This is a genomic window from Pseudoalteromonas sp. MMG005 (assembly GCF_018101015.1).
Lineage (GTDB): Bacteria > Pseudomonadota > Gammaproteobacteria > Enterobacterales > Alteromonadaceae > Pseudoalteromonas > Pseudoalteromonas aurantia.
The window spans coordinates 85055-106006 of the sequence record NZ_JAGJEK010000011.1 but is presented as its reverse complement, the minus strand read 5'-3'; the positions used below and the strand labels follow the sequence as shown (position 1 = coordinate 106006).

Genomic DNA, 20952 nt, shown 5'->3' with positions numbered 1-20952 from the left:
AGTTATAGTGATATGACGATAATAAAAAAGTTTGATTTAATGTTTTTTAGTAAGAAATAAGAACTGGTCATATTGAGAGGACTAAATAGTTGGCCCCCATGCATAGCTGTTTTTGTTAGCATTAAATACTGTTTCTACATCAATTTAGGTGTACCGCTTACTTTTCCCAAACCTATGAATTTACAACATCACTCATTTTTTAAGTCTGATCACTTAACGACTACATTAGCGACTACTTGTTAATTTCAATTTGTTTATTGTGGCTCCATAAATCCAAATATTTAGAGGTGTCCAATGGCAACAAAGCGTCGAACATTTAGTAAAGAATTCAAACTTGAAGTCGCTTGCTTCGTTTTAGGCAAAGACTACTTCCTCCAAAAAGCATGTCGCGCTTTGCATATTGATGAAACCGCTTTAGGGTGCTGGGTACAACAGCTTGAGATTGAACGAAACAGTGAAATACCTAAATCCAAAGCAGTGACCCCAGAGCAACAAAAGATTCATGAGCTTGAAGCCTAAATCAATCGCTTAGAGCGAGAAAAATCGATACTAAAAAAGCGACTGTAGCCTTTTTTAGTATGCCCTTTCTAACTCAATACGTTGCATTTGCTTTTTAAGCTCACGAATTTGTATTTGTTCTGGTGTCATTGTTGCTGCTGTCGAGAATTGATCTCTACGTTCTTATTTAAGCTGATTAACCCGTTTGCTCACCGTTAATTTACCAACGTCCATTTCTTTGGCCGCTTCTTCTTGTATATAACTTTGGTCTACCACCAACTGAGTTGTTTCTAATTTAATTGCCGCAGAATAGGTTACGCGTTTTAACTGCGTCACTTTTTACCCAAATTTATGTGCTAAACCACATAACATTTCTTGCTCAATCGGTGACCAAATCAACAATGCCACTACAATTGCTCTAACAATTTATTATGAGTACAAATGCGTAGGCGTATCCACCTTTAAAATTTACAACATATTAATTAAAGTGAGCGCGCTTGCTTCCCCCTGATTTTAAAATACTTGCTTACAAAACTGCTGTTTACTTTTAATACAACCGAACTGTACCATTAATTGAAAAATAACAATGAAAACAGGATATTTGAATGAAAAACACCATGCTTTTTTTTTTCAAGCTGAGTTTTACCACCTTAATATTTCTTTGTTCGCACTCTTTTGTTTATGCAAATGAATCAATTCGCGACTTCGTAAATGGCAATATCAATATTATCGATGGTCGCTTTGATCGATACAATTATTACCAAGGCACACACCCTGATGGACAAAAAATCGATCCTTTTGACAAAAATATCACTTGGCAAAGCACCAGAAAATTCACTGGGTCATGGTATGGGATAGCTTGGGATGACGCTAACTTTACCAACTTAAAATTTGCAGGTCCTTCAACTACGGGAGGCGTCAAATCAGCCCCTATGGCGGTAAAAAAAGGGAGTAAAACTTACTTTGTCATTAATGGTTCTTCCGAACTGTATCCAGAACATCAGCAACCACATAGCCGCATGGTCGCTTATTCTAGCCTAGCGGTCATGGTTGCGTCATACGATAACAACACAGGTAAAGTCTCAGCCCCGGTAACCGTCCACGTAAAAGGTACGGGTGATGGGCATGATAATGCGGTGATTAATATAGACGACCAAGGTCACTTATATGTATTTGTTTCAGGGCGAGGCCGCGTACGAGGTGGCTTAATATATAGAAGTAACCGCGCAATTAACGACCCTTCTGGTCTACCATTAGAAGGTGGCTTTAAAATCGTTTATTCCGATAAATTTCAACAAAAAGACTTTTGCGAAACAGGCCTTACAAAAACTTGTCAACATCGTGAAAACAACTACCTTGGATTCACCTATCCTCAAGTATGGTGGATTGAATCTAAGAAAAAGTTTTTAATGGTTCATACTCGTTATGTTGGTGTATATAATTCGCAAAACAATAATCATTGGTTACCGGGCGACCCTAACTATATCCGTGCTACATACACGTCTTGGATCACACCGCAAGGCAATGACGTCGTTAAGTTTACGACTCCCAGAGAGTTAATTGCTTTAACAAAAAAGAGTTACCCTAATTCTACGCCACAAAGCCATTACTTTGCTAGAGGCCACTACAATGTTAGTAAAGAGCACAATGGCTCAGTCGCTATTGCATTTAATGTGCACCTACGAGACAGTAACCCAAAGCGATACTCTCCTTCAGATAACAGAACAAATTTATATTTTATGTACACCAATGATGGTGACACGTGGTACAACCACAATAACGAACTGATACTCTCAGCAAACGATTCAATTAATGAAACAGCTGAACTTAAACGCTTTGAAGTGAAAGAGTATCAAAGCATAGAAAACAACCATTCAACCGAGTCATGGTGTAGTGAACAAACGAATAGTTACTCCACCGTATGCCGCCGAGTTTACCTGAAAGATCTTGATTTTAGAGTCGATAATCAAGGGAAGCTGGATCGCGCTGAGTTGCTTGTTGCAGGCAATAGCAGTACTACACATGGCCCTCACCCGAGTAAATTCATTGCTGATCAAGATGTATACACCAGTCGCTTTTCTTTATCTGACTCACAATGGCTTGAAGAAAGAGTAACAAACCGATTTGCTAACGAGAGTAATGGCGCAATGTTATCTGGTTGGCCCAAGATAGATCATAACTATTCGTCTGGCGCCATTAAAATCGCTGGTAACAGTGTTAAAATTGCAGTGCCAATTGCCTCATACAAAGATGGCTTTGCCGGCGGAGAACGCATTGCTTTATTGAATAATCCTAATGGTGAATTAGGTAACTGGCAATCACCTATTTATACCGATAACTATCAAGATCCAGGTTACAGTGACAACAATGTCAGAGCAGTTCATCACGCTGACGGAACAAGCGGCATCGGCTTACTATGGAGCCGAGGTTTAGCTACGGGGCCGAACCCAGATGGCAGTGCGTCGCAAATATATATTGGTGACTGGTCGGCTAACAAAGCGATGTTACCACAAACAGATATTGTCCTTAGTGGGAAACAACTTATATTAGCAACACAAGACATGAACCGTAACAATGATCAAGGATGTCATTCACAATCTGGCACAGAACAGGTTGGCAACAAATGCGTTAAAACACAACGTGCTTATTTTAAGTGTGCCGATGGTTCGAATCAAACTTATGGCCTAGCCTGTCCGCAAGCTAGCACCAGTAATACATATAGTGCCCATAATGGCCTATATTATTGCCGCAAACCTGCAGTTATGAGCAATACAAATGGTCAATGGCGTTGTGACGTTGAATTACCGAAAGATTCAATTACTGAACGTAATTTGCAAGAATATGCTTATACTTGTAATACGACCAATGATGGTAAAGTACATTGCCAGCGAGGACTAGAGTACTCAGAAAAGTACTACTGTGGCGATGGATTTTCAATCGTAAACTATAATCAATGTGGTAAAACATATACACCTAGATTTACTAAAGCGTGTGCAAACCAAAATGCCACCATAGTGGGTGAGTATTGTTTAATACCGTAAACGATTAAAAATAATGTATGGCGGTATAAACACATACCGCCATCACAATCTCTACTTCAGCTGCTCACTGACCAGCGGATAGTGATCCCACACTTGTTTATCTGCTAACGAGCGCACCAGTTTGATGTATTCAGCATGTGTCCACGCTAATGGCGTAGCAGAGTTAGTGCCTTCACCAAATTTGTAACCGTGCGGATTAACCCCTACGTTGTCCCAAACTTGTTCTGGCAGCATCATGCCTTCATTGGCAAATAGCTCCATGCCTTTGACATAAGTGTGCTTTATTTTATCGGCTGTTTTCGTATTAAACGTATTATTTTGCACTGCTAGCGCAATATCATAGTGACCACGCTCACCAGTGAAAAATGGCCAAACTCGACCGCGTTGACCAGCGGTGTTTTTGCCACTTTCCGCGTAATTTGTACCGCTAATTTTGTCTTCGCCGTAACCATCATTACCATAGCGACGATAACCTGGATACGTGCCCGACTCGCCTTCAAAGGTAAAACTGTATTTTACTCTGAGTTCATCAATCATGGTTTCGTCATCATATTCAGGCAGTGTTGCTACAATACTGGGGGCATCAGCTGAGCGTACACCATAGCGTACTAATTCTAAAAATCCGCCATCAATAATGGCTTTTTTATTCATGCCAGCTCGGCCATTATTAGTGTTTATCTTGCTGTTGCTGCTTGGGTTTGAATCTTGCCCAATGCGGAAGAAGTACTGTCCATCCGATGCTTGGCTATTGCCCTGTTCTGCAAGCACACCTTCATGGGTAAACATTAAAGACTCAACTTGCATATCGTACTTACGCGCCGTCTCTAAATATCGCTGGGCAGCCGCCATATCGCCGCTGCGTTTTGCGATATCAGAAGCAGTGACTAAGCCTGATATGATCGCTGCTGTGGTAGAAGGTGAATAGCCACTTTGCTCTTCCCAACGTTCTTGCTGTGTTGCAGGCGGCGTAATTTGCGTATCATTCCATAAGATTTTAGCTTTGCCTCCTTCCACCAAAAACTCGGCGGCCGGTTTCAGCATTTTCTTATACCAATATTGTAACTCTTCATCACTGAGTACATTCGCTTGGTGCAGTTTCCACGCCAGCATAATCGGCATTGCTGTTTGATCTAACTGTACCCCTACCCACTCTAGCACGCCATCCACATGGGTTTTTTGTAAAAACCACCCGATGTCGCCTTGATTGCCCGGTGTTTGAGCACTCACTTGCACTTTCTCTAAGTATTCAAATGCCGTTTTAGCCGTATCTGCATCGCCCATAGCCATAAATGCCATGGCCACTTGGTAAAAGTCTCTTACCCATACAGCTTTGTAACCAGTGTGGCCTTTAATGGCTGGCACGGTGTCGCCCCAAGGGTTCGAGAGCGATGCAATCAGTGCACCTGCATGGGTTTTATCTTCTTGTGCTTTTAACACCAAAGCACTGGTATACAAGAGCTTGCCTTTATCTGCGCTATAATTCGACAAACGCGTTATGGGTGATAGTGAGGCGATATAATCTTCCCAGCCAATGGCGTTACCCTTACCATTGTATGTATCTAATACCGCTTGATAGCCTTTAGATAACGTCTGTTTTGCCTGTATTGCACTGGCCGTTTGTGAATCAGCAAAGCTCAGTACCAAATCAAATGTCGCTGTGTTTTCTACCGCTCCTAAATCTGCCAGCATACTGATATTACCACTGAGAGCGCCTGTCGATGTGTACGTTTGTGCCATTTTTTGCTGCTGTTGCAGTGCACTTAAATTATCACTTTGCCCAGTAAAGCCCACTGATGCTGCACGAAACCCATTTTTAGCTTGCAGTGTTAGATAGTGTTCGCCTTCAAACGCCACCAGCCCGTGCTCAGTGACTTTTGCGCTGTCTCCCACGCCATTATTATTGATATATGGGTTAGCTGACACATAGGCATGTAACTTAGATAAATGCGTTCTTACAATGCCTCTAACAAACAAGCTTTGTCCTTCAGAGTCTGTAAATACATGCTTTTCTAATGTAAAGCGGCCTTGCTTATCGGTACTGGTAATTTTGTAGGCCAATGACAACGGCCGCCCTTGTGCATCTTTATATAAATAATCTACCGACACATCCAGTGCATCAACATGACTTTCTTGCACCGTAAACGCCGTACCTGAGCTGTCAATTCCGGTGACAATAAACTGCATATCTTTAAGCTGCGCTTGATGAATTAACCCAAACATGGTTTCGGTGATCATCCCCTGTGCAATAGAAAACCACACTTTTGATACCTCTGTGGTCGTCGCACTATCACTATATTGGCCGTCTAAATACGCTTCATAGGATGTACCAATGCCGGTTTTGCCTGCGTATGCCCAATAAGGGGTATCACCTGGGGCACCTGGGGCTACATTTTGCGTCGTCAGTTGGTTGTCTGCATGTTGGCAACCCAATAATCCACCGGCCAACATGGCACTGGTAACGATCGCAATCGCACGCTTGCTAAATTGTTTCATGATATTCCTCTAAGCTATTGTTGTTTTTATACGCAGTACTGATACGGCAGCCAGTAAGAATGACACACCGCCAATGAGCAAGGCATAAATAGGCTGATTTTCAAAAAGTTGTCGAAGGATAAGCCCCAAAATACTGGCAGCAAGTAATTGCGGGATGACAATGAAAAAGTTAAATATCCCCATAAATACGCCCATTTTATGGCTCGGCAGCGAATTACTTAACATGGCATAAGGCAATGACAAAATAGAGGCCCATGCAAAACCAATCCCAACCATAGGCAACCACAATAAGGTCGGGTCCGTAATGAATAGAAAACTGATTAAGGCAATCGCGCCCAACACCAAGTTCAGTGCATGCGCACCTTTTAAGCCAATGCGTTTAACCATCATCGGAATACATATCGCCGCCAATGCCGCAAAACCATTGTAGGCAGCAAATAACACCCCGACCCAATCAGCGCCATTATTGTATGCTTGGCTGGTGGTATCTGTTGTGCCGTAATGAAAACTGGTTACCGCAGACGTAGTGTAAATCCACATTGCAAATAACGAAAACCAACTAAAAAACTGCACTACTGCCAGTTGACGCATGGTGTTTGGCATTGTAAACACATCATAAATAACCTGATAAAACCCACCTGCGATCCGGTTTTTGTTTTGTAATACACCCGCAATCAGTTGCACTAATGCAAAACTCAGTAATAGCCCAGCTAATAAGTACAGCTCTTTCTCTAATTCAAACGTCGCCACCGATGACAGTAAAACACCACCCATAACCCCAAAAATTAAAGCTCCTTTAGCAAAGTTAATGACTTTTAGCGACGAATTCTGAGTTGATTGCTGTTTGGCTGGCGTATCAAACCTTGCTAACTCAGTAGGGCTATATTCTCTGGTTTTCAGGATGGTCCACATAACTGCAATAAATAAAATGACGCCACCAAAATAAAATGCGTATTTGACTGACTCTGGTATTTGTCCTGCTGGTGCCGTATTGCTTACACCAAACCAATTCGTCATCATCCACGGCAGCGCAGAAGCTACCACCGCGCCCACACCAATGAAAAAGCTTTGCATCGAATAACCCGAAGCACGTTGCTTCTCATTTAAGTTATCACCTACCAGAGCACGAAAGGGTTCCATAGTGACATTAATTGATGCATCCATGATCCAAAGCACGCCAGCTGCAATCCACAGTGTTGGCGAGTTGGGCATTATCAATAACGACAAGGTAGTAAGTATTGCCCCATATAAAAAGAAAGGTCTACGCCGACCCAGTTTACCCCACGTTTTATCACTCCAATAACCTATTATGGGTTGTACGATCAATCCCGTGAGTGGCGCTGCAACCCATAAAATAGGGATTTCATCAACCGATGCGCCCAATGTTTGAAAAATACGGCTCACATTACCGTTTTGCAGTGCGAAACCAAATTGGATCCCTAAAAATCCAAAACACATATTCCAAATCTGCCAAAAACTTAAATCGGGTTTTTGTTGTTGCATGGCTAATCCTCTTTTTGGTAAACCACGCTTTCACGCGGTGCTAACGTCACTGTAATATGCCCTGTCGCATCAACTTGACTATTTGCATGTGCTTTTAATAAATCTGTCACAGGTAAACCTTCTCGGCTTTGCCAACTTACTGGCAACTTAACTGTCACCGTATGATTTCGCTTGGCATCAAAATTACTGACCACCAGCAATTGCTGTTGTGCGTGCTCTCGGGTAAACGCCATAACGCGTTGACGCGCAGTATCACTGGCTGTTTGTAGTGACACTTGCCCAAGCTGTCCGTGAGCAACCGCAGGCGCTTTATTTAACGACATCAAGATCTCATAGAATTGACGTAACGCGCGTTGCTCATCAGACAACATCCCCCCATCAAACGCGCCATTGTTCATCCAAGCTTGATGTGCTGGTACGCCAACATAATCAAAAATACTGGTTCTACTTGGCTGACCAAAGCCCGCATTTTCTGAGCCATCTTCACCAACAGTTTGACCAAAATACAGCATACTGGGCGACTGGCTTATTAAATGCGATACCACCATAGCGGGTTTTCCCATGTCCGCATCGCCCACAAATTCAGGACTTGCTATGCGTTGCTCATCATGGTTTTCTAAAAAATGTAGCATATGGGGCGCTATATCTTGCACACTGCGATGTGCTGATATCACTTGTTTCGCACTGCCTGTTTGTTGCATCAGCGCCTTTAAGCTGTCGTAAAAACCCACTTTGTCATACAGGTAATCCATTTTACCTTGTTGAATATAAGGTCGGTATAAAGTTGGGTTATACACTTCAGCTAACAAAAAGGCATTCGGGTTTTTGGTTTTAATGGAGGAGTTTAAAAAGCTCCAAAATTCAACAGGCACCATTTCAGCCATATCATAACGGAAACCATCGACACCTTGCTCTAACCAAAAGTACACGATCTCCCTAAACTTATACCAACTACTCGGTAAGCGATGTTGCTGCCAAAACGCATAGTGCTCAGCAGTACTTTTGTGCGCAAAGTCATCTGGTAGGGTCGGAAAATCATAGCTACCATCAGGTTTTACGCCATAATTAACTTTAACGGTTTCATACCAATCATTGATATCTGGTTGTGCAGCGCGTGCGCCGTTACCTGTCCACTTCGCAGGGTACTCATTAAACTGACCATCAGCTAATGCATGCGCTTGTCCCCCAAGAGGCTGATACTCTGAACTGAGAGGCACTGAGAATGCCTCATTTGTGACGTAATAAAAATTATTATCCCGCGCATATGTCACACTGGTATCGTCATTTTCACCAAAGTTAGTCACGCCTTCTGGCATAGAGATTGAGTGGTAATTACGTGCCACATGGTTTGGCACAATATCGATAACCACTTTCATCCCCGCCTGATGTGTACGCGTAATTAACTGTGAGAACTCCTGTAGTCGATGCTGCGGATCTTGTGCTAAATCAGGGTTCACATTGTAATAATCTTTAATGGCATAAGGTGAACCGGCACGCCCTTTTACCACATCTGGGTCGTCACTTGTTATGCCATTTACACTTTCTGGTAATACAACTGCGTGATGCAATACTCCGGTATACCACATATGCGTGACGCCCAGCGTTTTAATTGCTTGTAACGCTTTTGGGGTAAAGTCATTGAATTTACCTACGCCATTCTCAGCGGCCGAGCCCCAAGGAATGTTTGCAGTATTGGTATTACCAAATAAGCGTGTGAATACCTGATAGACAACAGGTTTCTCTGGCATATGTGAATCATCGGGTATAGCTTGCTGAGGCAACAGTGTTGGCTTAACGTGCGCCTGTTGCTGCGAGCAAGCAGCCAATGTTAAACAGCCCAACATCGAGCTGAATACCACGGTTAAATGTGTCGGCAAACTTAAAAATTTATTTCTTATCATAATTATTTCATTATTATTAAGCATCTATTGCAGTCTACATTGCCATGTACGCTAGATTGAACCACTTGCATACGTATTCAGCACATCTATTCATCTATCAGTATGCTTAATGTGTATTAACTGTGCTGAATGCGCCGGTATGCTCCTCATTTCATTCAACCTGATTGGCTTTTGTGTTAATAACTCGTGCCCAGTGTGACTGCCTTTTGTCACTTCTTGAAAACGCACAGGGTCAACCGTAACAGCACGACCTTGTTTGTTTAACAACACCAAAATTGTGTCTGTCGCGTTTCTTCGTGCATAGCTATAAATACCGTCAAATGGACTAAAGTGAATTAATTGTCCTTGTGCTAATACAGTATTACTGTTACGTATTTGAAGTAACTGACGAACATAGTTTTGCATCGATTTTTGACGTTCAGTAAGCCCTATCTGTGTTTTCGCATCTTGAGTTTGCCCAGCAAATCCGCCTGGAAAATCAATACGAATATCCCCGTGATCATTTGAGCCAGTGTTATCTAACAACACCTCAGTACCATAATAGATTTGTGGGATGCCACGCGTTGTGAGTAGCAAGGTTATTGCCAGCTTAGTTTTCGCTAAATCTTGCCCAAGTTCAGTGTAAACACGGCTCATATCGTGATTGTCGGCGAAAATCAGTAAATTATTCGGATTTGCATATAAAAAATCATTCGCGAGTGATTGATACACTCTCACCCACCCCGTATTCCAAGATTCCGGTTCATTCAGTGCTTTTATCAACGCCTCTTGTAATGAAAAATCCATCACGCTCGGTAACGCCGAACGATAACCATCTTTATTTACTTTGCCCGCTTGCCAATAAGATGCAATGGCTGGGTCCGCTGACCACTCTTCACCGACAATGTTAAACTCAGGGTACTCACTCATTATTCTGCGTGTCCATTGTGCTAAAAACGCTTTATCTGAATAAGAATAAGTATCGACCCGAATACCACTTAAGTTAGCTGTTTCAATCCACCAGATTGCATGTTGGATCAAGTAATTCGCTAAGAGTGGTTGGCGCTGATTTAAATCTGGCATGGTTGGAACAAACCAGCCATCCGTAAATTGCTTTTTATCATACTCACTGGCATTTGGGTCTTGAACCGTCTGCCTTGCGTGACTTGTTGAGCTAAATTTTCCGCCAAAGTTCAACCAATCATTGGTCGGAGGGTCACCCACCCACCAATGCTCTGAACCGGAGTGATTTAATACCATGTCCATGATCAACCCTAGGCCTTTTTCTCGAGCTTGAACACTCAGCTCAATATAATCGTCGGTACTGCCCATTCGTTCATCAATACGATAAAAATCCGTGATTGCATAACCATGGTAAGAGTAGCTTGGCATGTCATTTTCACGTACCGGCGTTAACCACAACTGGCTAAACCCCATCGCCTGTAAATAATCTAAATGGCCGATAATGCCCTGTAAATCTCCACCATGGCGACCACCACGGCTTTGAGGATCGGCGGCTTCTCGCATTCCCAGTAGTGTGTCATTTTTTATGTCGCCATTTGCAAAACGATCTGGGTTAATTAAGTAAATAACATCTTTACTGCTAAACCCTTTACGCTGTGCACTGTTGTCAGCTCGCGGGTATAAAGGATACGTAACTTCATACGACTTACCCTTTAATTGGTAAGTAAAGTGCAGCTCACCAGAACGTGCTTGCGGACTGACTTCAACATTTAAAAATGCATAGTTGTTACTGTCCCCGCGACTAACCCCTACCAGCGACACACCCTGGTATGGAATCAGTTGCCAGTTGGCTTGCTTAATATTAGATTCACGTACTAATATCTGTAACGATTGATGTGCCATCCCTGTCCACCAATTTTGTGGCTCAAATACCAAAGCCTGGACATTACGGCTTGTAAAACTCAATACCAACAAAACACTGGCGATAACTAACAAATGTTGCTTCATGAGATCCTCAATTTATTCTTTTTGTAATGATGCTAAAAACGCATCATGTGTTGGCAGTGATGCAACCGTTGCATCAATTAACGTTTTTAAATTAACAAGTAACTCATTTCGTTGCTGAGCACTCAAGCTATCTATCAGTGGGTGTTGTTGCTCGGGTATCAGACCTTGCCCTATCATCACTTGTTGCCAAGCCATTTCTGCAAATAGCGCATCAGCTTGGTGAGGTAATACGCCCGACTCTTTAAATAGCGCAATTCTGTGTTTTAAGCGCTCAGGAATCGCCATTCCTGAACACAAACGCCAAAAGTCACTATCGGCTCGGTCGTTAAGCTTGTAATGCAAGATAATAAAATCACGAATTTGCTCAAGCTCTTGTCCTGTTTCACGATTAAACTGCTCAACGCTGCTTTGATTTATGTTGCCTTGGGGGAAAAGCTTCAATAAACGCACGGCTGCGGTTTGAATTAGATGAATGCTGGTCGATTCAAGTGGCTCTAAAAAGCCACTTGAAAGGCCTATGGCAACCACATTTTTATACCACGGTGTCAATCGCTTACCTGTACGAAAGCGGATCACTTTAGGGCTCCCTAATACCTCTCCTGATACGTTTTCTAACAACGTTGCTTTTGCGCTTTCATCACTCATATGTTTACTTGAATAAACAATGCCATTACCCACTCGGTGCTGTAACGGTATTCGCCACTGCCAACCAGCACGGTGCACAGTAGAACGCGTAAAGGGTTCAATTTTTTCACTATCATGCGTACTTTGTACCGCCATCGCTCTATCGCATGGCAACCAGTGAGACCAATCTTCAAATCCACAGTTGAGTGTTTTCTCAATCAGCAAAGCCTGCATGCCGGTACAATCAACAAATACGTCTCCTGATACTTGCTGACCATCAGTTAATGTTAACTGCTCTACAAACCCAGTTTCTGCTGCGATACCCACTGAATCCACCGTACCTTCAATTCGAGTCACCCCCATACTTTGCGCATGCTGGCTTAAAAACTGTGCATATAAATGCGCATCGAAATGATAGGCATACGACAGGCCCTTTAGTCGTGTATTCGGTATGTTTTGTAATTTGGCAAATTTATGCTGTTTCGCTGCTTGGTAATTCAGGGAGAAATCCCAAAAATCATGTTTGTTTCCCAGCGCTTTAGCGGCTAGCCAATGATGATAGAAATCGCAAAATGGAAAATCCTTGCCGATATTGCCAAACGCATGCATATAACTGGGTTTAGTTTTGCTCCAGCCTTCAAACTGGATCCCTAATTTAATGGTCGCTTTCGTGGCTTGTATAAATGTATTTTCATCAATACCCAGCGCCCCATTAAATGGCAAAATAGGCGGGATGGTTGCTTCGCCTACGCCGACGGATGCAATATTGTCAGATTCTACCAATATAATATTAAGTTGCTTACCCATCACTTTTGCAAATAAACTCGCTGTAAGCCAACCTGCTGTACCACCGCCCACAATCGTCAGTGTTTGTCGTGTTTGACTCTCCATTAACTTATACTCCAAAACGATTTGTCTACCATACCTTATGCTCAGCCCAACTAAACGCTTACTAAAAAGCCCTTGCTGCATACACAACAAGGGCTTTCACTCTATTTGCAATTTAATGCTTGATTAAAATTTGTAGCTAAAGCCCACTAAATAAGTACGGCCATAGTCTTGGTAGTCACGTACTTGTAATGCATTGTCACCAGAGAGCGCTGTAAATGGTTCTTCAGTAATATTCTGTACTTGTATACTAACTGATAACCCAGCCAACTCGTCGAATCCGCCTTCAGCAAAATCGTAGCCTAACTGCGCATCCCAAATCGTTTCACCTAAAATATCAACTTGAACAGTATCAAAGCCTAGTCCATATACGTCGCCTTTAAAATCACTGCGTTTACGCATACTTGTTCTTGCTTGGAAACCGTGGTTTTCATAGTAAAGTGTGAAGCTTTGTATGCGGTCCGATAGACCCGGCAGATCATATTCATTCCCATTTTGGTCATCAATATCAGACTTAACACTCGTATGACTTGCCATCAAACCAAAACCCTCAAGGCTGTCATGGAAAAGGTTAAATGGTAACGTTAAGGCCAGTTCATAGCCCCATAAATCTCCGCCACCACCATTGACCTTACCTGAACCACTGCCCGTTGAGTTTGGCGGTAACTCTCCTGAGATAGGATCTACTACCCCTGTCATGTCTATTTCGTATGTTCCGTCAAATATCCACTGCTTTAAATCTTTTTGGAATACGGCAACAGAGAAATAACCTTCAGCACTAAAGTAGTTCTCATAAGTTAAATCCAAACCCACCGATTCTTTCGGCTCAAGTGTGGGGTTACCACCACTGACTTCCCAATAGTTTCCATTCTCATCGGGTCTTTGGTTATATTTGGCATTGACCGACGCGTTCATTTCATCCAAACGCGGTCGAGAAATCGTTTTTGCCACACCAAAGCGAATCGTTTGTGTTTCATCAAGTGCCAATGACAAATTTAAGCTTGGTAATAAATGAGAATAATCATGCTCAACCATGGTTGGTGACGTCACCACCTTACCATCGACACTGTTAAAGGCATTACCTTTCCCCGTTTGTTTTGTCTTGACATAGCGCAAGCCAGCGTTTCCTGTTAGAGGCAACCCTGCAACTTCGGCATCTATATTGGCTTGAATATAGGCAGCAGTTACTTCTTCCTCCACAGACCAAGACTTCGTTGCATGGCTCGGATTGGTTAAGCTTTCTGCGAGTAAATCAAATTTGCCATCAGCAACCATACGACGTGAGTCATACGCAATCATATTACCCATACCAATAAAGTCTAAGTTGGCAGTACCTAATCGATATTCCTCTGGTACAGACATCATGCCAGGGTTATTGGGGTAAGAAAATTCTCCTGAAGTCATAAAATAGCCTTCAGATACTTTTGTTTTCTCTCGCTCTCGACGTGAAATACCAAACTCTACACTATTGATATAATCATTTTCCAGCGCTTGCTTAGCGGCAAATTTCAACGCATTCAATTCATCATCAACCGTTGGCGCATTAATAAAACCATCTTGCAGTTGGTTTTCGTATTCAGTGCCTACAACACCATATTTTTCGTTCAGAGCTGAACTCCAACCCCATGACAATGGGCCACCTATTTGAATTAAGTTATAATCACCATAATCTAACTGGTGTGAAAATTGCGCCCCAGTATTGCTGCCTGAAAATGTATAACCTAGGTTGTCTGCAACGCCTCTATCATCTCCTCGTCCAGTACCTGAATAGCTTTCTAAGCTCCAAACTTTACGTTCAACACTCGAGTGGCTTGCATCAAACTCAAATGACAGTGTTTCACTAACGTCGTATTTTGCATTAAAGCCAAATGAAGTCAGTTCCGCGTCTCGATCTTCATAATCGTTACGAACAACCACTCGCTGACCTTGTGTCACGGCACTATTAACAAAGCCTGAATTGGTATCAATAGTAGCACTTGACGCAGGAATTGAGCCTTGTCCCCATGCAAATGGGATCTCAATACCTCTGAGTATTTTTTCATCTTTGTAGTCAACATAAAGCGCATCAAATACCATCGACAATTTATCGCTCGGTGCCGCTTCAAGTACAAACATGGCAGAATCACGTTCAAGGGTCGATGAACGAACAAAAGGCTTTGCTCCGCCTAAAATAGAATAATTTTTACCGTCCGTACCTTCAAATTCAGGGTAACCCCATGCATTCCAACGTTTTTCCTGATTTGGCGAAGTCATCGTAGATAATGCAACGGCCACCCCAATCGTATCGTCTGCAAATTTGTCTATGTAGGATACCGTCCCTCTAAATCCATCATCGTTACCGTCTGGGTTTAGCTTTTCAAAACTGGTTTGCTCATACTGACCATTAACCTGTATAACTCGTTCATCAACGCTTAACGGCTTAACCGTTTGCATATCTATAACGCCTGCTATTCCTTCAGCCTCTAAGCGTGCACTGGGCGTTTTGTATACGGTTACGCCACTCATGATCTCTGATGGATACAAATCAAATTCAACACCACGGTTATCTGAAATTGACACTTGCTCACGGCCATTAAACGTGGTCGCACTTTCATTCTCACCAAAACCGCGAATGCTTACTTTACTCGCACGGCCATCAAGACGCTGCGCTGTTAACCCTGGTAATCGTGCTATTGACTCTGCAATAGAAGAATCTGGTAATTTCCCTATGTCTTCAGCTGAAATGGATTCAACAACTTCTGAAGAGAAGCGTTTGGTGTTGATAGATTCAATTACACTCGCTCTAAAGCCTTTAACTTCGATAACTTCGACTTTTTTATCTGAATCGATTTTCTTTTCTTGCGCTGCATAAGCTGTATGAGAAACAACCCCCGCTCCAATAAGAGCCAGCGTTAACATACTTGGTTTGAACATAGACATAGTGTTTTATCCCAATTACCCAATTTTTATTGCCAGAGTATATGCCGTGATAGATGTTTGGTTATTGTCAAACAGACTTATCTCTAACTTCTTTTGTTGTCAGGATGAATAGTAGCGCTCTCTTAATTTCATAAACAACTTTATGCATACGTATTCAAAGGGAGTGCCCCCGTAACATGTTTACATTTCCATCACATAAAACACAGCTAAGCCAATGTATTATATAGGTATAATACATATTGCACGCCTTACTATATTATCACAGCTATTTTCCTCACTTTTACAAAAAACTTAACGTTAAACCACACAAAACGTCATACTTTTCACCTAAAAGCAAACACGAACAACTGATATTAATTGATACTGTTAATTGGTATTACCAAAATATCATTCTATTTCTCTGCCATATCAGTACCTATAAAACAAGGGGATAATCTAGATAACTAATTGGTAAACTTTCCTAACAAGTGGGCACTCGTCACAGTATGCGCCTTTTTCGTCCTGAGAGAATTCGTTATTTTTGCTGCATACGTATGCAACCTTTTTACAGCTTTTCGCGCATCACGTATGCTTTGAGCCAATATTGCACAACACTCACATTGCTTTTAATGAGTAAAACCTGAGTAAGTCGTATCGAGCACAAATTTGGAGAAAGTGCATGGCTCAAAATGAATGGTGGAAAGGCGCGGTTATTTATCAGATTTACCCTCGTAGTTTCCAAGATACAAATAATGATGGCATTGGTGATTTACAAGGGATCATTAATAAACTCGATTATGTCAAATCCTTAGGCGTTGATGCCATCTGGATATCCCCTTTTTTTAAGTCTCCTATGAAAGACTTTGGATACGACATTAGCGACTATCGCGATATTGATCCGATGTTCGGTAGCCTAGATGATTTTGATACTTTAATCGCTCAGGCACATCAACGCGACATCAAAATTATTATTGACCAAGTACTCAGCCATACCTCAAATGAACATGAGTGGTTTATACAAAGTCGTGAAAATAATCTCAACAGCAAAGCAGATTGGTACGTATGGGCCGATGCAAAAGCAGATGGCAGTGCCCCTAATAATTGGTTATCTATTTTTGGCGGCTCGGCATGGCAATGGGAACCAAGACGTTGTCAGTATTACTTGCACAACTTTTTAACCGAACAACCCGACTTAAACTTCCATAACTCAGACGTTAGGCAAGCAGTGTTAGACAATGTTGAGTTTTGGCTAAAAAAAGGGGTTGATGGGTTTCGACTTGATGCCATTAACTTTTGTTATCATGATGCCCAGCTCAGAGATAACCCTGCCAAACCAAAAGAATTGCGCCAAGGTCGGGGATTTAGTGAAGACAACCCTTATGCATTTCAATATCATCACTTCAACAATACACAACCTGAAAACTTGGCATTCATGCAAGAGATCCGTCAACTACTGGACCGCTACCCCGGTGCTGTTAGTTTAGGAGAGATCTCCTCTGAAGATTCACTCAAAACCATGGCTGAGTACACCTCAGATGGTAATAAATTGCATATGGGCTATAGCTTTGAGCTGCTTACAAATGATTATAGTGCCGCATATATTCGTGAGACGGTGTCTAAGCTTGAACAAGAAATGACCCAAGGTTGGCCCTGTTGGGCATTTAGCAATCATGATGTAGAACGTGTTGCTAGTCGCTGGCATCACAGTGATAACACTGACCCTCAACAAGCAGCTATGCTGTCAGCGCTGTTGGCATCTCTGCGAGGCAGTGTCTGTGTTTATCAAGGAGAGGAGTTAGGACTTGGCGAAGCTGATGTGGCTTTTTCCGATTTACAGGACCCCTATGGCATTACTTTTTGGCCTAACTTCAAAGGCCGTGACGGATGTCGCACACCGATGCCCTGGCAAGATACAACTGAGTTTGCCGGATTTAGTTCACAAGCACCTTGGCTGCCTATCGCAGCAGAACATCGCAAATACTCAGTTGAGCAACAATTAGCGCAGCCCAATTCAACATTACACATGTTTAGTCATTTTATGGCATGGCGAAAAACAATGCCGACGCTATTGCTTGGTAGTATTGAGTTTATACACACCCCAGAGCCAATCGTGGCGTTTTATCGTCATTATCAAGGGGAGTGCACTTTATGTGTATTTAACTTAAGTGATGCGACCCATTCACTTAAGTTAACGCTCAACACGCCTTACATCCATGATGAACTGCCTCACAATACAGGTCAATATGGAAATGGTGAACTCTTACAGCCTCGTTTTGGCTGCTTTTTCGCAAATATTTAATCAACTTTCCTACCATATTTAAATACAAGGTGCCTTACCGCACCTTGTATTTATATCACACTACAGCATAAAGCCTTTAATCTACTTCTACACCTTTCAAACTAAACTTCTTGGTCATCCCCTGACTTGCAGGAGAGACCAACCTATATCCTAATTTTTCATAAAAAGTGGGTTCATCTGCTATCATGGATACATAAGAGCCGGTCAATACAACCGATGATAAATATGCGTCGATATAACTCATGACTTTTCGACCTAACCCTTGCCCTTGATATCTCGGGTCGACGGCGATATCCACCACCTCAAAGTTACAAGCACCATCACCTACCACTCGGCCCATCCCTATCAGGACTGAATCTTCTCTAATTGATATGCCATATAAGGAGTTAGGTAATCCTATTGTCGCAGCCTCTAATGATTTTGCTGACAACCCGGCTGTCACACGTAAAGCGCAGAACTCTTCAGGCTCTGGTACTTTTTCTTCAAATATTATTGCCATTATATAAACCCTCTTATTTTCAATAAGTAGGATACACAATGAAACTGTATAGATAAACAGTTGTTAAGTACTGGTTGTATTACATGAGCGACGATGATCAATTTAAAACCAATTTGATATGAAAATAGCAGTCTATTCTTTTCATCTTCGCGTTAAGAATGAATAGAGCCCATAATTAGCCCGCTTTACTCTGCGTTTGCCATGCTAATGTTTGCTTTAACATTATCTCTCTAAGGCGCGCTATGTTCTGTGCCTTAGCATAAAGCCACCCCTGATGAATCGTAACGCCATGAGCAAGGAGATATTGGGCTTGTGTATTGGTTTCCACCCCTTCGGCAATCAATTTTTTGTTTAGATTACCAGCCATGTCAATCATGGCGTTTAGTACTGGTGACTGCAAGTTATCTAGCCCTATTGAAGCCACAAAGCTCTGATCTATTTTAAGTAAATCAATTGAAAAGCTCTGTAGATAGTGTAAACCACTGTAGCCGGTGCCAAAGTCGTCAATCGCAATTTCAACGCCCCACCCTTTTATCATCTCAAGTATTTTCTTTACTCGTTCTTGTGAAAGAACGTCTCTTTCAGTCAGCTCTATGGTTAAAGTACTAATATCGCGACAGGCTTGTCGCAGCACCTCTAAATACCTCGAGTCCGTCAGTAAACGTCCATTTACATTAAAAGATACTTTAAACTCAGGTTGCGCGGCTAAAATAGGCCTTAACTCAATGATAGCCTGCTTAATTTGCGCGATGGAAATGTCTACAATCGCACCACTTCGCTCTGCTTCAGGAATAAATAACGCAGGACTTAGCTCTCCTTCAACGGGATGTTGCCAGCGGATCAATACTTCAACACCAATAATTCGGTCGCTCATAGCGTCAATTAAAGGCTGGTAAACATTAAACAACTCCTTTTTTAGCAAAGCTCGCTTAAGCTGCTGCTTTAATCCCAGTTGTCGTTTATCATAGTAATTCAACAAAACGCAGACACACAACCACATTGCCACATAGAGTAAAATAAACATGCTCAATAACTGTGGATTTAAATCGTCAAACTGCACGGTATTACTACTCACAATGAGTGCTAATTCAGGTAGTGCAGACAATGGCGTTGTCATGAAATACTTTTCTGCACCATCATCAAACTTTTCTGACCCCGTATACATATGATTTAGCGGAAATAGTTTTTTATTTAAAGGTAGGCTATACAACCCATGTAAAATAATGGGTACACCGGTTTTAGCATCAACTAAAGCGACAAAATCAAACTGTGAATACTGTGCTAAATTGAGCGATCCTCTCAGCCAGGTTGAGGGCATCAGTACATTGACTTCGTATCCATCTTTTCGTGTTCTTGCCAACACAAACGCTGACATTTCTAAGTAATCACTAATTATGGGGCCATGATACCTCAGGCCTAGCGCTTTAACAGGCTCAGTCGTTTGAATCGCTGGTGCGACAACGCCAAATGAGTTGCATGCTAATAGGCCTGCTGAATTTACAATACCAATTTCACTGACAGCTGGGTTTTTAAATACGTGTTGTCGTAGTATTTTTAGCGTGTCAGGTGTGCAAGTCGTATCAATTTTTTCTGCTTCAAGTAAAAACTCGTCTACCGCTTGAATCTGTGAGTTCAGCTCAAACTGTACTTTATGCACGATATCCTGAAGATGTTGTTTCGAAGAGTGCTGTTTTTGAATATAAAGCAACGATGCAATAACCCCAAAAACACAACTACACATTATCCAAGCATAAACAACATTCGTCATTAACTTATTAAATGAGCGGCCCCCCGTTTTTGGCATATCTGTCACATCTCCACTGAAGTATCTCAAAAACGCCACCAGTGTAAGTTACAAACAAGTCATTTTTATGACTGATAAAATATCAAATCGATGGCTTTACAACTTTTATTGCACTGCTGCAAGGTATTATTGAACACCGCTAAGCTTCAAAAAGCAGATCATAGGTCCCAATATAAATTCAGCATTCAACACGCCTATAACGAACTGCTATTTACGCGACTTTCTTTACCATAAATGTCTATTAGCCAGCATAGAAATAACTAGTATTCTTTATATATTTAAGGTAAAAACCCCATTAATAACGAGATGATAATAATGCTAATTTGTATTTAATGGTTTTTGGTAGGCTGTATGAGTAAAACGCTATGTGAATGGAAAAGAAAAGAAATCGAAAGCAAGCTCACTCAATTAACCGATATTGTTTCGCCTAGTCATTATGTGTGTAAAAAATGTGCTCGTACCGCAAATGACAAAAAATACCTTTGCAAAGGCATTAAACTGAAATAATCATTCGCATTTTCACTTCAAATTGTACCTCTACCATCAATTAAAGC

10 protein-coding genes and 2 pseudogenes are annotated in these 20952 nt (G+C 41.9%); 3 read left to right on the top strand and 9 right to left on the bottom strand.

Annotation, left to right across the window (positions count from 1 at the left end; translation table 11 throughout):
• Window positions 1–294 precede the first annotated feature (294 nt).
• A pseudogene (locus J8M01_RS10355) lies at window positions 295–516 on the top strand (transposase); the annotation flags it as partial.
• Window positions 517–582: 66 nt separating this feature from the next.
• On the opposite strand, the pseudogene J8M01_RS23950 reads toward J8M01_RS10355, so the two are convergent.
• Window positions 583–834 (bottom strand): annotated as a pseudogene (locus J8M01_RS23950) (IS3 family transposase); the annotation flags it as partial.
• A gap of 269 nt (window positions 835–1103) precedes the next feature.
• Between J8M01_RS23950 and J8M01_RS10345 the strand changes: the two are divergent.
• Window positions 1104–3539: a hypothetical protein gene (locus J8M01_RS10345; RefSeq protein ID WP_211057915.1), complete on the top strand. Its 2436-nt coding sequence runs from the start codon at window positions 1104–1106 to the stop codon at window positions 3537–3539.
• 51 nt (window positions 3540–3590) lie between these two features.
• Here the strand turns inward: J8M01_RS10345 and J8M01_RS10340 are convergent, their stop codons facing one another.
• The 6 genes from J8M01_RS10340 to J8M01_RS10315 form a co-directional block, all read right to left on the bottom strand.
• Window positions 3591–6032, bottom strand: coding sequence for a glycoside hydrolase family 15 protein (locus J8M01_RS10340; RefSeq protein ID WP_211057914.1), 2442 nt, complete (start codon window positions 6030–6032; stop codon window positions 3591–3593).
• A 9-nt stretch (window positions 6033–6041) separates the two neighbouring features.
• The gene (locus J8M01_RS10335; RefSeq protein ID WP_211057913.1) at window positions 6042–7535 is read right to left on the bottom strand and encodes an MFS transporter; all 1494 of its coding nucleotides are present in this window, start codon (window positions 7533–7535) and stop codon (window positions 6042–6044) included.
• A 2-nt stretch (window positions 7536–7537) separates the two neighbouring features.
• Entirely contained in the window at window positions 7538–9283 is a 1746-nt protein-coding gene (locus J8M01_RS10330; protein WP_247671096.1) for an alpha-amylase family glycosyl hydrolase, read from the bottom strand.
• Window positions 9284–9526: 243 nt separating this feature from the next.
• Window positions 9527–11386, bottom strand: a complete 1860-nt coding sequence (locus J8M01_RS10325) for a glycoside hydrolase family 13 protein (protein ID WP_211057911.1) — start codon at window positions 11384–11386, stop codon at window positions 9527–9529.
• Window positions 11387–11398: 12 nt separating this feature from the next.
• Window positions 11399–12901, bottom strand: coding sequence for a tryptophan halogenase family protein (locus tag J8M01_RS10320; protein ID WP_211057910.1), 1503 nt, complete (start codon window positions 12899–12901; stop codon window positions 11399–11401).
• Between the two features lie 123 nt (window positions 12902–13024).
• Window positions 13025–15817 (bottom strand): TonB-dependent receptor, encoded by a 2793-nt coding sequence (locus J8M01_RS10315; protein ID WP_211057909.1) that lies wholly within the window; start codon window positions 15815–15817, stop codon window positions 13025–13027.
• 658 nt (window positions 15818–16475) lie between these two features.
• On the opposite strand from J8M01_RS10315, the gene J8M01_RS10310 reads away from it, so the two are divergent.
• Entirely contained in the window at window positions 16476–18095 is a 1620-nt protein-coding gene (locus tag J8M01_RS10310; protein ID WP_211057908.1) for an alpha-glucosidase, read from the top strand.
• 76 nt (window positions 18096–18171) lie between these two features.
• Here J8M01_RS10310 and J8M01_RS10305 read toward each other — a convergent pair whose 3' ends face one another.
• Together J8M01_RS10305 and J8M01_RS10300 are read right to left on the bottom strand one after the other, a co-directional pair.
• Window positions 18172–18594, bottom strand: coding sequence for a GNAT family N-acetyltransferase (locus J8M01_RS10305; protein ID WP_210996162.1), 423 nt, complete (start codon window positions 18592–18594; stop codon window positions 18172–18174).
• A 175-nt stretch (window positions 18595–18769) separates the two neighbouring features.
• Entirely contained in the window at window positions 18770–20428 is a 1659-nt protein-coding gene (locus J8M01_RS10300; protein ID WP_247671087.1) for an EAL domain-containing protein, read from the bottom strand.
• Between the last annotated feature and the right edge of the window lie 524 nt (window positions 20429–20952).

Excerpts from the sequence above, each read along its gene's own strand:
- J8M01_RS10345 (WP_211057915.1), top strand. The coding sequence starts at position 1,104 with ATGAAAAACACCATGCTTTTTTTTTTCAAGCTGAGTTTTACCACCTTA.
- J8M01_RS10340 (WP_211057914.1), bottom strand. The coding sequence starts at position 6,032 with ATGAAACAATTTAGCAAGCGTGCGATTGCGATCGTTACCAGTGCCATG.
- J8M01_RS10335 (WP_211057913.1), bottom strand. The coding sequence starts at position 7,535 with ATGCAACAACAAAAACCCGATTTAAGTTTTTGGCAGATTTGGAATATG.
- J8M01_RS10330 (WP_247671096.1), bottom strand. The coding sequence starts at position 9,283 with ATGCCAGAGAAACCTGTTGTCTATCAGGTATTCACACGCTTATTTGGT.
- J8M01_RS10325 (WP_211057911.1), bottom strand. The coding sequence starts at position 11,386 with ATGAAGCAACATTTGTTAGTTATCGCCAGTGTTTTGTTGGTATTGAGT.
- J8M01_RS10320 (WP_211057910.1), bottom strand. The coding sequence starts at position 12,901 with ATGGAGAGTCAAACACGACAAACACTGACGATTGTGGGCGGTGGTACA.
- J8M01_RS10315 (WP_211057909.1), bottom strand. The coding sequence starts at position 15,817 with ATGTCTATGTTCAAACCAAGTATGTTAACGCTGGCTCTTATTGGAGCG.
- J8M01_RS10310 (WP_211057908.1), top strand. The coding sequence starts at position 16,476 with ATGGCTCAAAATGAATGGTGGAAAGGCGCGGTTATTTATCAGATTTAC.
- J8M01_RS10305 (WP_210996162.1), bottom strand. The coding sequence starts at position 18,594 with ATGGCAATAATATTTGAAGAAAAAGTACCAGAGCCTGAAGAGTTCTGC.